Origin of the sequence: Caenimonas soli (genome assembly GCF_013155545.1) — a bacterium.
GTDB lineage: Bacteria > Pseudomonadota > Gammaproteobacteria > Burkholderiales > Burkholderiaceae_C > Ramlibacter > Ramlibacter soli.
On record NZ_JABJVV010000002.1, the window covers coordinates 69792 to 83336 of the forward strand.

Consider the following 13545-nt stretch of genomic DNA (forward strand, 5'->3'; position numbering starts at 1 on the left):
ATTGTGGCATCACTGACAATAGGGGCATGTCAGACGGCGTCCACTTGTTGATTCCTTTCGCTTACAGCAGCAACGAAGGCTGTTCGCGCGCGCTGCAGGACCTGGCCCTGCCGCAGCTGGAAAGGCTGGTCGCCCGCCTGAAGCTCGCCGGCACCGACGGCGGCGAAGACTCATCTCTTTCCATGCCGCACGAGCGCGTGCTGGCCCGCGAATTCGGCATTTCCGCGGCCGACGGCTGCATTCCCTGGGCCGCCTGCCAAGTGCAGCAGGCGGGCCGGGACGTTCAGGGCGCGGCCTGGGCCCGCATCACACCCTGCCATTGGCGCGTTGAAACCGACCATATCGCGATGGGGCATCCGCAGGAGCTGCAGCTCGATCCGCGCGACTCGCAGGCCCTGCTGGCGGCGATGCAACCCTTCTTCGAGCAGGACGGCATCGCGCTGGAGTACGACGCGCCCACGCTGTGGCTGGCCCGGGGCGAGGTGTTCCGCGGCCTCGCCACGGCCTCGCTGGACCGCGTGGTCGGCCGCACCATCGACGACTGGATGCCGCGCGCCGAGGCGGCCAAGACCGTGCGCCGCTTGCAGCAGGAGATGCAGATGCTGCTGTACACCCACGAAGTCAACGAGGCGCGCATCCGTGGCGGGCTGCTGCCGGTCAATTCATTCTGGGTCAGCGGCACCGGCGCCCTGCCCGACTCGCCCCGGCAGCCGGCGGCGCCCGGACTGCAGATCACCCACTACCTGCGCGACGCCGCGCTGCTGGCGGACTGGCGCGGCTGGGCCGCCGCCTGGCAGCAGCTGGATTCGAAAGATTGCGCGCGCCTGTCCAAGGCGCTCGACGCCGGCGAGGCCGTTTCACTGACACTGTGCGGCGAGCGCAATGCGCAAACCTGGGCCAGTGGCGACAACAACATCTTCAGCCGAATGGGTAGCCTGTTCGGGCGCAAGAGCGCATCCGCGCTGCTTCACAACCTATGAAAATCATCACCCGCGATATTCCCCCGCGCGCCGCCTGGGCGCTGGAGCAGGCCGGCGTCCACCCCCTGCTGGCGCGCCTGTACGCGGCGCGCGGCATCCTGGCCAAGGACGAACTCGACGACGGGCTCGCGCGCCTGCTGCCGCCCAGCGGCATGAAAGGCCTGCAGGAAGCGGCCGTGCTGCTGGCCGACAGCATCGCAGCAGGCAAGAAGCTTTGCATCGTCGCCGACTACGACTGCGATGGCGCCACCGCCTGTGCGGTTGCGATCCGCGGCCTGAAGTTGCTGGGCGCGCGGCACCTGGACTACCTGGTGCCCGACCGCGTGGTCGATGGCTATGGCCTGACGCCGCCGATCTCCGAGCGCGTGAAACAACGTGGCGCCGACCTGCTGATCACCGTGGACAACGGCATCGCCAGCGTGGAAGGCGTTGCCGCGGCGAATGCGCTGGGGCTGCAAGTGCTCGTGACCGACCATCACCTGCCCGGGCCGCAGCTGCCCGACGCCGCCGTGATCGTGAATCCCAACCAGCCCGGTTGTGGCTTCGAGAGCAAGTCCATCGCCGGTGTCGGCGTGATGTTCTACGTGCTGCTGGCGCTGCGCTCGGAATTGCGCCAGCGCGGCGTCTTCGATGCCCAGAGCCAACCCAAGCTGGATGCGCTGCTGCCGCTGGTGGCGCTGGGCACCGTGGCCGACGTCGTGAAGCTAGACTCCAACAACCGGCGCCTGGTGGCCCAGGGCCTGAAGCGGATCCGCGCCGGCGCCCTGCCCTGCGGGCTGGCGGGCCTGTTCACCGCGGCGGCGCGCGACTCGAAAGTCGCCACCACCTTCGACTTCGGCTTTGCGCTGGGGCCGCGCATCAATGCCGCGGGCCGGCTGGCAGACATGACGCTGGGCATCGAATGCCTGCTCACCGACGACGCCGCGCGCGCCGACGAACTGGCTCGGGCGCTCGACACCATCAATCGCGAGCGCCGCGATATCGAAGGCGGCATGCGCGAGCAGGCGATGCTGATCGTGGACTCGCTGTTCGACGAAAGCGAGGAGCCGCCGCCCGCCATCTGCGTGTTCGACCCCGATTTTCACGAGGGCGTGGTAGGCATCGTGGCTTCCCGCATCAAGGACAAGCTGCACCGCCCGACCTTCGTCTTCGCGGCCAGCCAGGCGCCCGGCAAGGAACACGAACTCAAGGGGTCTGGCCGCTCCATCCCCGGGTTTCACCTGCGCGATGCGCTCGACCTGGTGGCCAAGCGGCATCCGGGCGTGCTGCTGCGATTCGGCGGCCATGCCATGGCGGCGGGTTGCACCGTCGCCGAGGAGCACCTCGACGTCTTCGAGCAGGCCCTTGCCCAGGTGGCGCACGAGTGGCTGGACGCACCCACGCTGCTGCGCCGCTTGGATACCGATGGTCCGCTGGCAGCGGAGTACCGCCGGCCCGACCTGGTGGACACCTTGCACCACGAAGTCTGGGGCCAGGGCTTTGCCCCTCCGGTGTTCAGCGAGGAGGTGGAGATCATTTCCCAGAGGCTGGTCGGCGAAAAGCACCTGCAGATCAAGCTGCGGCACCAGGGGCAGCCGGTGGACGGCATCTGGTTCGGCCACACCGAGCCGCTGCCAACGCGCGTCAAGCTCGCGTTCCGGCTCGACGCCGACGAATGGCAAGGCGTGAGGCGGGTGCGGTTCCTGGTGGAAGGCGCGGAGTTCTAGGAAGTCCCTTGGCTCAAGTCGGATCAGCGAGTCGCCGACGTACGGCTCAAAATCCTGCCGTGTGGCTGTCCACCTTGGAAGCAGTCGGCAGCGCGCTGGCGTTGAACCAGTCGCTTCCGACGGCGCATATCGGCAGTCCGGGGGACTTCATCGCTCGCGCATCGCAACTCGCGAGCACGGCCGGAAGCTGACTCGGCAAGCCCCCCGCGCTGGCCGAAAGAACTGCGGGGGTTGATGGTCCCCTCTCCACCGGCCCGTCGAGCCGTGCAGTAAATCGACCGCCGGTGGCGTTGCGAGTTGCGCGACCGGCGTTTTTCAAGACGGACTTCGTTCGCCCAGTCAAACCGTGCGGGTTGCCGTTTCCCGCGCGTCACCGTTTATCACCTCCAGTCGCTTAGGGACTTTTCGGTTCTCCCATTGGGGCAGGACAAAGCTCCCCTATGAATCCTTTGCGCATTCCTCACAATATCGCTATGACGTCCAAAACCAACCTCGCCTTTGTCTTGGCGCTTAGCGCGCTTTTCGGCCTTGTTTCGTCCGTTGACGCTGCGCCGGTAAAGCTGCTGTGCAAGGGCGCTGGCACCATGGAAGTGGACACGGACAAGACGCCGTCACCAGCCATCATTAGTGTTGAGCTTGATGAGGCCGCAGGATGGATTAGCTTGGATGGCTGGGCGGTAGGCCCGGAGCGGCTTCCGATAACCCGTTCGGGGCCCGCCGTCACGTTCACGAACACTGCGACTTCGCCCAGCGAGGGCGTTGTGGCGATCACCGCGGGCCGGATAGAGCCAAGCACGGGGCGGCTGTACATCGAAACCACAGTCACTTCCGCGAACGGCCCCGGTAAGCAGTTCACCTTCTGGAACGTGGAGGTGACTACCCTTAGGTTCACCGCTGACGTTCCGTGTCGAACTCCCTGATTCAAGAACTCTCTGGCACGGGGCGGTCAAGAAGTCTCCCAGACTCTTCCGGGTGAACAACCTATTGAAACGTCACAGCTAGATCGCGGTTCGACTCTTCCGGACAATTTTTCTGCCTAAAAAAGTGGCAACTATCGTCGCAAGCCCGATTCAGAGGGGAGTCGTCATTGAGGATCCCCTCGTAAAGGCTGGAAAACGGGCGCTAGGCTAGGCCTGGCGGGTCCGAAAGTTCAGGCATGCAGCCCGACGGGAACGGGCGCGCGGTCATCGTCGAAATAGGCGAACAGCTTGGCGGCCAGCACGCGCACTTGCGCGTCTCCCAGGGTGTGCGCACGGGCCAGCTGCCACATCGCATACTCGCGATCGCCGAGCATCATGGATGTGTTGATGCACCGGCCATGGCCGGCCATGAGCAACGCGAAGGCCGACAGCAGCCGGGTGGGGCAATAGCGCGTGGTATCCGGCAGCTCGAAGTCGTCGGACGCATCCAGTGAGGTCTGTCCCGGATCGCTCCAGGGCAGTCTGGCAGAAGCAACGTCGTTGTTCATCGCTCACTCCCTTTTCATGCCTTGCGCAGCCGCTCCCTGGAACGCGACCTTGACGGGCTTTGCCGGGCTCGCGGCCGGCGCACCGCCCGCTGCCAGCGCCGGGCCGGGTTCGCGGTTTTGCACCACGCGCGACGCGCAACTGTTGAGCGTGGACTTGGGGATATAGCGCAGGCAGTCGGACATCGCCATGCGTTCCACCTGCAAGGTGGCGTCGCGCACCTGCGCCTTGCGGACCTGGTGGCTGCACAGCATCCAGAAGGCAACGATCTGCCCCAGCATGAGGGCCACGATGACCGACCAGAACAACTTCCCCGGGGACGTTTGGGCACTCTTGGCGAGCAGGTGGGGCAGCATGGTCGTCTCCTTCGTGTTGGTTCAATGCTAGAAATCCGCGGCCGCCCCGGGGGCCGTTTTTGCCCTGTGATGGTGTAGGACAAAATCGCGCCATGAAGCAACTTTTGTCAGCCGACGAAACCGCCGCCCGCCTGCCCTATGAAAACCTGGTGGCGCAGCTGCGCGAATTGCTGTCCGACGCCTCGGTTCAGGTGCCGGAGCGGCTGATCCAGGCGCTGCCCGGTGGCGGCAGCCTGTTCGTGATGCCGGCGCACGATAGCCGCACCGCCATCACCAAGCTGATCACGTTCACGCCGGCCAATGCCGGCACCGATCGCGCCGCGATCCAGGGTGATGTGGTGGTCTTCGACGTGGCCACCGGCGAGCGCAAGCTCATCCTTGACGGTCCCACCGTCACTGCGCGGCGGACGGCCGCGGTTTCGCTGCTTGCGGCGCAAACGCTGGCGGCCCGCAAGGACGGTCCCTTGCTCATCCTGGGCGCGGGCGTGCAGGGCCGCGCGCATCTCGATGCCTTCGCGCAGGGTCTGCCGCTGTCGCAGGTCTTCATCGCTTCGCGTGGCGCGGCCAGCGCGCAAGCCCTGGCCGACTACGCGCGCACGCTGGGCCTGCGGGCAAGCGTCGTGGGCGATCCGAACGAGGCGCTGGCCGATTGCCCGCTGGTGGTGACCTGCACTCCGGCCAACGCGGTGGTGCTGCATGCACTTCCGCGCAGCGACGCGTTCATTGCCGCAGTTGGCGCGTTCACGCCGCGCATGGTGGAACTGGGCCCCGATTTATGCCGGCATTTCGCGGCCCAGGGAAGGATAGTGGTCGATACGCCGGATGCAGTCCACGAAGCCGGCGACCTGCTGCAGGCCGGGCTGGACGTGCGGGCCTTCGCAACGCTGCGCGACGTGCTCGGCAATGAAAAAGCAGCGCGCGGCGCGGGGCCGGTACTCTTCAAGAGCTGCGGCTGGGCGGGATGGGACCTGGCCGCGGCCAGGACGGCGCTTTTGCCTTAGGCCTTGGGCAGCGTCACGCCCGTTTGGCCCTGGTACTTGCCGCCCCGGTCCTTGTAGCTGGTCTCGCAGACTTCGTCGCTCTCGAAGAACAGCACCTGCGCGCAGCCTTCGCCCGCGTAGATCTTGGCGGGCAGCGGCGTGGTGTTGGAAAACTCCAGCGTCACATAGCCTTCCCACTCCGGCTCGAATGGCGTGACGTTGACGATGATGCCGCAGCGCGCATAGGTGCTCTTGCCCAGGCAGATGGTCAGCACGTTGCGCGGGATGCGGAAGTACTCCAGGGTTCGCGCCAGGGCGAAGCTGTTGGGCGGGATGATGCAGGAGTCGCCGTGGAAATCCACGAAGCTCTTCTCGTCGAAGTTCTTGGGGTCCACCACCGTGCTGTGGATGTTGGTGAAGACCTTGAACTCGGGCGCGCAGCGGATGTCGTAGCCATAGCTGCTCGTGCCGTAGCTGATGATCCGGTGGCCTTCCTTCTCGCGGATCTGGCCGGGCTCGAAAGGCTCGATCATGCCGTGCTGCTCGGACATGCGGCGGATCCATTTATCGCTCTTGATCGTCATTTCTGTTTAGCTCCTGCGCCGCTATTCTAGGCAATGGGTCGTTTCATACGTTTTTGGCGATAGGCGCGATATGCCCGGCGATAGGCCGCGTGACGGCGGAAAGCTCATCCTTGCAAGCCTCATCGCAGGAGTTTTCCATGAAGCAAGCAAGCGTCATCCTGGCCGCAGCGGTCCTGTCACAAGCCGCGGCGGCGGACCTGAGCCTGAATGCGCCGGACCCCTGCCGCGCGGAGGTTTCCAAGTTCGAGCAGGCGATCGGTTTCGTGCGCCAGAACCAGGGCAGCCAGGCGGCGCAGGAGCTGAAGGACAAGCTGCTGCCGGCCAAGCTGGAGAACGAGATCCTGTTCAAGGAGGGCTATTGCGGGCTGGCGCGCTATATCCGGGAGAAGAAACTGCACCGGTAAGCGGGCGTTGCGCGCCAACACCTCGCGGCAAGGCTGTGCGCCGGTCGGCTGCGGCGCGCGGACCAGCCGTTCGGCTGGGGCGCGCAGTCAGGGCTGCCCGAGGCGTCGGGGAATGGACTTGCGGGCGTTGCGCGCGATCAGCGCGCGGGCCTCTCCGGGGTGCGAGGACAGTCCACGATGAGTCCAAAGCCCGCAAGTCCGTTCCCCGGCGCCGCTTGCGCGCATTGAAAAGGCGCGGAACGGGCTGACCGCGCGTCACAGCCCGCCCGCACGCGGCTTCGCCGCTCACACCCAGGCCTGCAACAGCTGAAATCTCCGGACAGTAGTGGGTCAAGCTCGGGACGACAACTCAACTTGCAATGACTGTGCGCGCGATGGCGCGGTCGTCGCCGAGCACGATCAGCGAAAACAGCAGCTCGTCCAGGCTCGTCGCCTGCGCCGTCTTGCGCGCCAGCAGCGGCGTCGCCCTGGGATCGAGGATCACGAAATCCGCCTCGCAGCCGGGCTGCAAATTGCCGATCACGCCCTCTAGCCCCAGTGCCCGCGCCGCGCCCGCGGTGTGCTGCCACCAAAGGTTCTGCGGCGAGAGCGAAACGCCCGGCTTGGTCTGCCCTTCCCGGCCCACATAGTAGGCCGCCAGCATGGTGTGGAAAGGGCTGAAGCTGGTGCCGCCGCCCACGTCGCTGGCCAGGCCGTACTTGAAGCCGATGCGGTCCGCGCCTTCGTAATCGAAGAACCCGCTGCCCAGGAACAGGTTGCTGGTGGGGCTCACCGCCGCCGCCGCGCCGGTGCTGCGCATCAGGGCGCGGTCTTCGTCGTCGAAATGGATGCAGTGGGCGTAGATGGCGCGCTCGCGCATCAGGCCGAAGTCGTCGTAGATGGACAGGTAGCTGCGCGACGCCGGGAACAGCTCGCGCGCCCATTTGATTTCGTCCAGGTTCTCGGCCACATGGGACTGGATCCAGACATCGGGATACTTCGCCGCGAGTTCGCCCGCGCCACGCAGCTGCGCCTCGCTGCAGCTGGGCGCGAAGCGCGGGGTGATGGCGTAGCCCAGGCGGTCCTGGCCGTGCCACTTGCGGATCAGGGACTCGGTATCGATCAACGACTGCTCGGTCTCGTCGCGCACGCCATCGGGCGAGTGCCGGTCCTGCAGCACCTTGCCGGCGATCAGGCGCATGCCGCGGTGCCTGGCCTCGGCCATCAGCGCGTTCACGGACGAAGGGTGGGACGTGGCAAAAGCCAGCGCGCTGGTCACGCCGTGGCGCAGCAGCTCGTCCAGGAAAAAGGTGGCGAGTTCGCTGCAATGCGCTTCTTCGACGAAGCGCGACTCGTGCGGGAAGGTGTAGTTCTCCAGCCAAGGCAGCAGGCCCGCGGCGGGCGAGCCGATCACGTCGACCTGCGGAAAATGGATGTGCAGGTCGACGAAGCCCGGGGCGATGATGGCGCCGGGCAGGTGCTCGACGGCGACGCCCGGGTAGTCGGGCGCCAAGGTGGCATAGGGCCCCACGGCCCGCACCACCTGACGGCCTTTGGCGTCGGGTCCCACGACCAGCAGGCCGTCCTCTTCATAGATGGCGGAACGGTCGTCGGCGAATCTCAGGATGGCGGCGCGATAGGAATGCATAGTCGCGTCATTTTGCTATCTTCCCCTGCACGCCAGATACGAGAAAGTTCATACCCTGTATCTGCTCATCCGTCATTGACTGGCCCTTGATCACGACAAGCTTGCCCTCGTTGTCGCTGATCGGGCCGGCAAAGGGCCGCAGCTTGCCGGCGGCGATTTCCTTCTGGCGAGCTTGCACTTCGACCTGGACGGCCTTGGGCACCTTGGGACCGAAATCGCCGACGCGGATCATGCCCTCCTTCACCCCGCCCCACAATTGGCCGCTCTTCCAGCTGCCGTCCAGCACCGCCTGGGTGCGAGCCTTGTAGTAGTCGCCCCAGTGATGGGTGACGGCGGCGATCTGCGCATCGGGCCCGGCCTTGCGCATGTCGGAGTGATAGGCCACGGCCATCTTGCCGCGCTCTTGGGCGGCAACCATCACCGCATCGGAGCCGGTGTGGAAGGCGACCACGTCCGCGTCCTGGTTGAACAGCGTCATTGCGGCTTCGCGCTCGCGCGGCGGATCGAACCAGGCGTTGAGCCACACCACCTTGACCTGCGCCTTCGGGTCCACCGATCGCATGCCGAGCGTGAAGGCATTGATGCCCTGCAGCACCTCAGGAATCGGGAAGCCCGCGACATAGCCTGCCACATGGGTCTTGGTCATCCGGCCCGCTGCAATGCCTGCCAGGTAGCGGCCCTCGTAGTAGCGGGCGTTGGCGGCGGCGACGTTGGGCGCCGTCTTGTAGCCGGTGATGGATTCGAACTTCACGTCCGGGAAGTCCTTCGCCGCCTTGAGCGTGGGCTCCATGTAGCCGAAGCTGGGCGTGAAGATCAGCTTGTGGCCCTGCTGCGCCAGGTCGCGGATCACGCGTTCGGCGTCGGGGCCTTCGGGCACGTTTTCGACGTAGGTGGTCTTCACCTTGCCTGCGAAGGCGGCTTCCACCGCCTTGCGGCCATCGTCATGCTGGCGCACCCAGCCGGTTTCGGTGATCGGCGCGACATAGACGAAGCCGACTTTGAGCGGGCCTTGGGTCTGCGAAAAAACAGGGAAGAAAAAACAGGCGGCCACGACCGTGGCGGCGAGGTTTTTATACATGGTGGTCCTCTACATGGCCCCGGGATGAAAGAAAAGCCGCTGGGGGCACAGCGGTTAGAACGATTTTACGTCCAGCTCTATTCGAAGGCGGCGAAGGTCGCGTCGAGCAGGTCGGTGTAGCGCCGCTTCATGGAGGCGTCGATGAAGCTGGCGTCGAAGCTGTTCTTGGCGAGCTGGTAGGCCTGGGGCGCCGTGAGCCCCGTCGCCGCGAAGGTCTGGATGAAGTTGTCGTTCATGTAGCCGCCGAAATAGGCCGGGTCGTCGGAGTTCACCGTAGCGACCAGGCCCGCATCGAGCAGCTGGCCCAGGTTGTGGTCCTTCAGCTGCGGAAAGACGCACAGCTTCAGGTTGGACAGCGGGCACACGGTGAGCGGGATGCGATCCTTCGCCAGCCTTTGCATCAGGGCGGCGTCCTTGGTGGACTGGACGCCATGATCGACCCGCTCCACTTTCAGCAGGTCCAGCGCGGTCCACACATAGGCCGGCGGCCCCTCTTCCCCGGCATGCGCGACCAGGTGCAGCCCCAGTTCGCGGCAGCGCGCGAAGACCCGCGCGAACTTCTCGGGCGGGTGGCCGACCTCGCTGGAATCGAGCCCCACGCCGATGAACTTGTCGCGATAGGGCAGCGCCTGCTCGAGCGTCTCGAAGGCCTCCTCCTCGCTCAGGTGGCGCAGGAAGCACAGGATCAGCGAAGCGCTGACGCCCAGGTCCGCGTGGGCCTGCTCGCAGGCGCGGTACAGGCCGTTGATCACCGTCTCCATGCTCACGCCCCGGGCCGTGTGCGTCTGCGGGTCGAAGAAGATTTCCGCGCGCACCACGTTGTCGGCCGCCGCACGGCGCAGGTAGGCCCAGGCCATGTCGTAGAAGTCCTGCTCCTTCAAAAGCACGCTGGCGCCGGCGTAGTAGATGTCGAGGAAGCTCTGGAGGTTGGTGAAGGCGTAGGCCTTGCGCAGTTCCTCCACGCTCGCGTAGGGAATCTGTACGCCATTGCGCTGGGCCAACGCGAAGATGAGCTCAGGCTCCAGCGATCCCTCGATATGGATGTGCAGCTCGGCCTTGGGCATGCGGCGCAGCAACTCGGGCAGGCGCTCGGCGGAAATGCTGCTTGCAAGTTTCAACATGAGCGGAAGCTTACTGCTTTTTCGCTGCCGCCCTGGCGCTCAGGCGAACAGCGACAAGGCGTTGGCGTCGAAGTGGCCGATGTTCGGGAACACCAGGGGCAGATCCGTCGCCGGCACGCCGAACCAGGTCGCCAGTGCCGCGCCGAATTGATCGACCGAGGTGGTCGGAAGCAATCGCCCCTGACCCACGTCGTCCGGACCGTTGACGGCAGTCGCGGGCAAGATGCCGTGGAAGCGCCCACCCTTCACGGCACCGCCCACCACGATGTGGTGGCTGCCCCAGCCGTGGTCCGAGCCGTCGCCGTTGGATGACAGGGTGCGCCCGAAGTCCGAAGCGGTGAAACTGGTCACGGAGTTCGCGACGCCAAGCTCGACGGTGGCGTCATGAAAGCTCTTGACGGCACTCGAGACTTTCGCCAGCAAGCCGGGATGCTGCTGCGGCAAGAAGTCGTGGAGGTCGAAGCCGCCGAGCGAGACGAAGAACACTTGGCGCCTCGCACCCAACGCCGAGCGAACGCTGATCATGCGCGCCACCATCTTCAGCTGCATGGCCAGCGGGTTGGCGGCATCGAACGCGGTGGTCAAAGGCGCGGCGCCGGCCAGGGCCGTCGACAGTTGCGATTCGGCCTCGAAGGCACGGGTCATCATCGTCGCCAATTCGCTCTCGAACAGATGCGTGCCCGTCGCCATGGTCACTACCCTGAGCGCTTCCGCGCAGGCGGGCGAACCGTACACGGGCGACTTTGCAGCCGACAGGGCCACGGCGCCGCCGGAACCCACCTGGTACTGCACCGCGGTCTGGCCGGACATGAACACGGCGTTGCCGGAGACGTTGATGCAGGTGAACGTGGTCCGCGCATTGCTGGACAGGAACAGGTCGCCCAGGCGCCCGCCCCAGCCCGAGGTCGCGCCTTCCGGCAGGGATGATTGCCACACCGATTGCTGGTCGTTGTGCGAGAACAGCTTGGGCGGTAGCGGCACGCTCCGCATGTTGTACTGGGCTCGCGTGGTCGGCTGCATCAGCGTACCCACGTTGAGCAGCACGCCCATGCGGCCGGCGTCGAACAGTTCCTTGAGGCCGCTCCATTCGGGCGCAAAAGCCATCTGGCGCCCACTGGGCAGCGCGACGCTGGGCGCCAGTGGCAGCAGTGTCTCACGCGGCAGCACGATGCCGGTGCGAATGGCCTGGTAGGCCGCATAGTTGGCGTCGTCGCAAGGGACCAGCGTGTTGCCGTAGTCATTGCCTCCATACAGGAAGACACACACCAGCGCCTTGTAGTCGCCGACGGAAGTTGCCGCTGCCGCCTCGCCGGTCGCCGCGAGGTTGAGTGCCCAGGGAGTTGCAACGCCGGCCATCGAGAGCGCCGCGCCTCGGCGCAAGAATTCCCGGCGCTGGTGGAAAGCGACACCACGTGAATTCAAGGCCATGTTGTGTCTCCCTTGCTTCTTGTCTATTTCGCGATCAGGTACTCCGGGGCGGTCATCACCAGCAGCACGGTGGCCTGCACCCGCCTCAGCCTGCCCAAGGCGGTGGAGGCATCGATCGTCGACACCGCATTCACGACAATGCTGCGCGTGAGGGTGCTCAACTGCCCTGCGGCAAGAACCAGATTGATGCGATCGAACAGGGCCGAGGCATCGGCGGCGTCCGCAGTAAACCCGCCATAGTCGGCCCTGACGTCGCCACGGCCGTTCTGGATGACGGCCTGCATCCAGTTCGCGTAGCCCACCAGCGTGGACTCGTTGGCGATCTGGAACTCCGGCGCGACCAGTCCCTGCTTGCCAATGCGCGTGTTGGGCGGCACATAGCCAGGACGGAAGAAGTTGAAGACCGAGGGCGAGCGCAAGGAGCTCTGACCTAACCGGGTGGAGGGCTCGGAGGTGTCGCCGATGTCCCACAGCCCCTTGGGCGACCCGGCGCCGAAGCTGCGCGCCCATTGGACCAGCCTGCAGATGGGCTCACGCAGCCGGCCGCCGCCGGCAGTGGCGGCATTGCGTGCCTCATCGTCGAGCAGCACTGCCTTCAGCACGGCCTTCAGGTCACCGCGCTCGCCGCGGCCGTTGTTGGCATAGGCGCCGGCAACGCGGCCCACGTAAGCCGGGCTAGGATTGCTGGTCACCAGGCGCTGGATCAGCTGCCGGCAGATGAACGGGCCGCCATTGGGATGATTGAAAAGCGTGTCCAGCGCAGTCTTCAGCTCCCCCTCACCGTCCGTGCCGCCGGCTGCCAAGTCAACGCCCAGAAAGCTCTTAGCGCTGGTGGAGTGCCGCGTCGCATTGAATGCCATCGGCCGGCGCATGTGGTCCGGCTGGCCCGTCACCGGGGCGTCGAAGTCCCAGCCGGTGAACACCTTGGCCAAGCCTGTCACGGCGGACTGGTCATAGGTTTCGACGGGCGCCCCGTTCTCCATCCTGGGCGTGCCGTCGGCGTTCAGCTCGTACAAGCCGATCGTGAACAGCTGCATCACCTCGCGCGCATAGTTTTCGTCCGGCTGGCGGCCGGTGGCGACGTCTTCTTTCTGGCTGCCGCGCATATTGAGGTACACGCCCATGCCGCAGGACAAGGTCACGCTTTCGAGCAAGGAGCGAACGTTGCCGAACGCGTGGGCCTCCAGCATGTCCACGTAAGCTGCCACCGCCAGGCCGCACCATTGCACGGGAAGGCCGGCCATTGAAATGACGAAGATCTCGCTCAGAGCCAGCGCGACGCGCTGGCGCAGCGGATCGGGCGAGCTCATCAACTTGCGCCAGAGCGTTGCATCGACGCCCGCGAAGCTGTCCTTGAACTCGAGCTTTCCATAGCCGTTGGCGATCATCCAGTCCCAGTGCGATTGCGCTGTGGGCAGGGCGAACTGCTCTTCGATCCAAGCCTCGTAGCCCACCGATTGCACGTGCGCGATCTCGGCCTCTGCCGCGCCAAAGGCAGCCTGCGAAAGAAAGCGCGATGCTTGGGCCGCGCTCGGCGAAGTACCTGAGGTCGAACTGACCGCGCCGCCATCGGCCACGCGATCGGCAGCGCGCTCGCCGCCGCCGCCGCCGCCGCCGCACGCCGCTAGAACCGAGGTGACGAGAGCAACCGCGGACGCAGCTGGCAGGCCCTGTTCGATCTCGTTTTCCATATTCGGCTCCCTTTTAATGAAATATGCCTCCGCCGCAGTCCTTGACTCCGGGAGCTTTGTCCTCCTTGTGCTAGTACGGATGTCCGGGAATTCGCCGACCGCGCCCATGCTGAGCGCACAAAAA

At 65.7% G+C, this 13545-nt stretch carries 13 protein-coding genes; 5 read left to right on the top strand and 8 right to left on the bottom strand.

Annotated elements, in window-relative coordinates; genetic code table 11:
- The first annotated feature begins 26 nt into the window (after positions 1-26).
- The 3 genes from HNE04_RS03730 (at position 27) to HNE04_RS03740 (ending at position 3606) form a co-directional block, all read left to right on the top strand.
- Positions 27-980 carry a phosphoglycerate mutase gene (locus tag HNE04_RS03730; protein WP_172216884.1) on the top strand — a complete coding sequence of 318 codons (954 nt, stop codon included), beginning with the start codon at positions 27-29 and terminating at the stop codon, positions 978-980.
- Positions 977-2686: a single-stranded-DNA-specific exonuclease RecJ gene (gene recJ / locus HNE04_RS03735; RefSeq protein WP_172216886.1), complete on the top strand. Its 1710-nt coding sequence runs from the start codon at positions 977-979 to the stop codon at positions 2684-2686. Before HNE04_RS03730 ends, recJ begins: the two co-directional genes overlap by 4 nt.
- A gap of 473 nt (positions 2687-3159) precedes the next feature.
- A complete protein-coding gene (locus HNE04_RS03740; protein WP_172216888.1) occupies positions 3160-3606 on the top strand; it encodes a hypothetical protein in 447 nt (148 codons plus the stop codon).
- A gap of 230 nt (positions 3607-3836) precedes the next feature.
- On the opposite strand, the gene HNE04_RS03745 is transcribed toward HNE04_RS03740, so the two are convergent.
- Positions 3837-4154, bottom strand: coding sequence for a hypothetical protein (locus HNE04_RS03745; RefSeq protein ID WP_172216890.1), 318 nt, complete (start codon positions 4152-4154; stop codon positions 3837-3839).
- Between the two features lie 3 nt (positions 4155-4157).
- Positions 4158-4508 (bottom strand): hypothetical protein, encoded by a 351-nt coding sequence (locus HNE04_RS03750; RefSeq protein ID WP_172216892.1) that lies wholly within the window; start codon positions 4506-4508, stop codon positions 4158-4160.
- 92 nt (positions 4509-4600) lie between these two features.
- Here HNE04_RS03750 and HNE04_RS03755 point away from each other — a divergent pair, with 92 nt between their 5' ends.
- The gene (locus tag HNE04_RS03755) at positions 4601-5509 is read left to right on the top strand and encodes a delta(1)-pyrroline-2-carboxylate reductase family protein (RefSeq protein WP_172216894.1); all 909 of its coding nucleotides are present in this window, start codon (positions 4601-4603) and stop codon (positions 5507-5509) included.
- Here the strand turns inward: HNE04_RS03755 and dcd are convergent.
- Positions 5506-6072, bottom strand: coding sequence for a dCTP deaminase (dcd, locus tag HNE04_RS03760; protein WP_172216896.1), 567 nt, complete (start codon positions 6070-6072; stop codon positions 5506-5508). The two genes, HNE04_RS03755 and dcd, sit on opposite strands and share 4 nt — an antisense overlap.
- Positions 6073-6209: 137 nt before the next feature.
- Here dcd and HNE04_RS03765 point away from each other — a divergent pair, with 137 nt between their 5' ends.
- Positions 6210-6476 carry a hypothetical protein gene (locus HNE04_RS03765; RefSeq protein WP_172216898.1) on the top strand — a complete coding sequence of 89 codons (267 nt, stop codon included), beginning with the start codon at positions 6210-6212 and terminating at the stop codon, positions 6474-6476.
- A gap of 349 nt (positions 6477-6825) precedes the next feature.
- Here the strand turns inward: HNE04_RS03765 and guaD are convergent, their stop codons facing one another.
- The 5 genes from guaD to HNE04_RS03790 all read right to left on the bottom strand — a co-directional run bounded on the left by guaD (position 6826) and on the right by HNE04_RS03790 (position 13421).
- Entirely contained in the window at positions 6826-8103 is a 1278-nt protein-coding gene (gene guaD, locus HNE04_RS03770; RefSeq protein ID WP_172216899.1) for a guanine deaminase, read from the bottom strand.
- Between the two features lie 7 nt (positions 8104-8110).
- Positions 8111-9181 carry a BMP family ABC transporter substrate-binding protein gene (locus tag HNE04_RS03775; RefSeq protein WP_172216901.1) on the bottom strand — a complete coding sequence of 357 codons (1071 nt, stop codon included), beginning with the start codon at positions 9179-9181 and terminating at the stop codon, positions 8111-8113.
- Between the two features lie 77 nt (positions 9182-9258).
- The gene (locus HNE04_RS03780) at positions 9259-10302 is read right to left on the bottom strand and encodes an adenosine deaminase (RefSeq protein WP_172216903.1); all 1044 of its coding nucleotides are present in this window, start codon (positions 10300-10302) and stop codon (positions 9259-9261) included.
- Positions 10303-10341: 39 nt separating this feature from the next.
- Complete coding sequence (locus HNE04_RS03785; RefSeq protein WP_172216905.1) at positions 10342-11730, bottom strand: DUF1501 domain-containing protein; 1389 nt, start codon at positions 11728-11730, stop codon at positions 10342-10344.
- A 23-nt stretch (positions 11731-11753) separates the two neighbouring features.
- A complete protein-coding gene (locus HNE04_RS03790; RefSeq protein WP_172216907.1) occupies positions 11754-13421 on the bottom strand; it encodes a DUF1800 domain-containing protein in 1668 nt (555 codons plus the stop codon).
- Positions 13422-13545 lie beyond the last annotated feature (124 nt).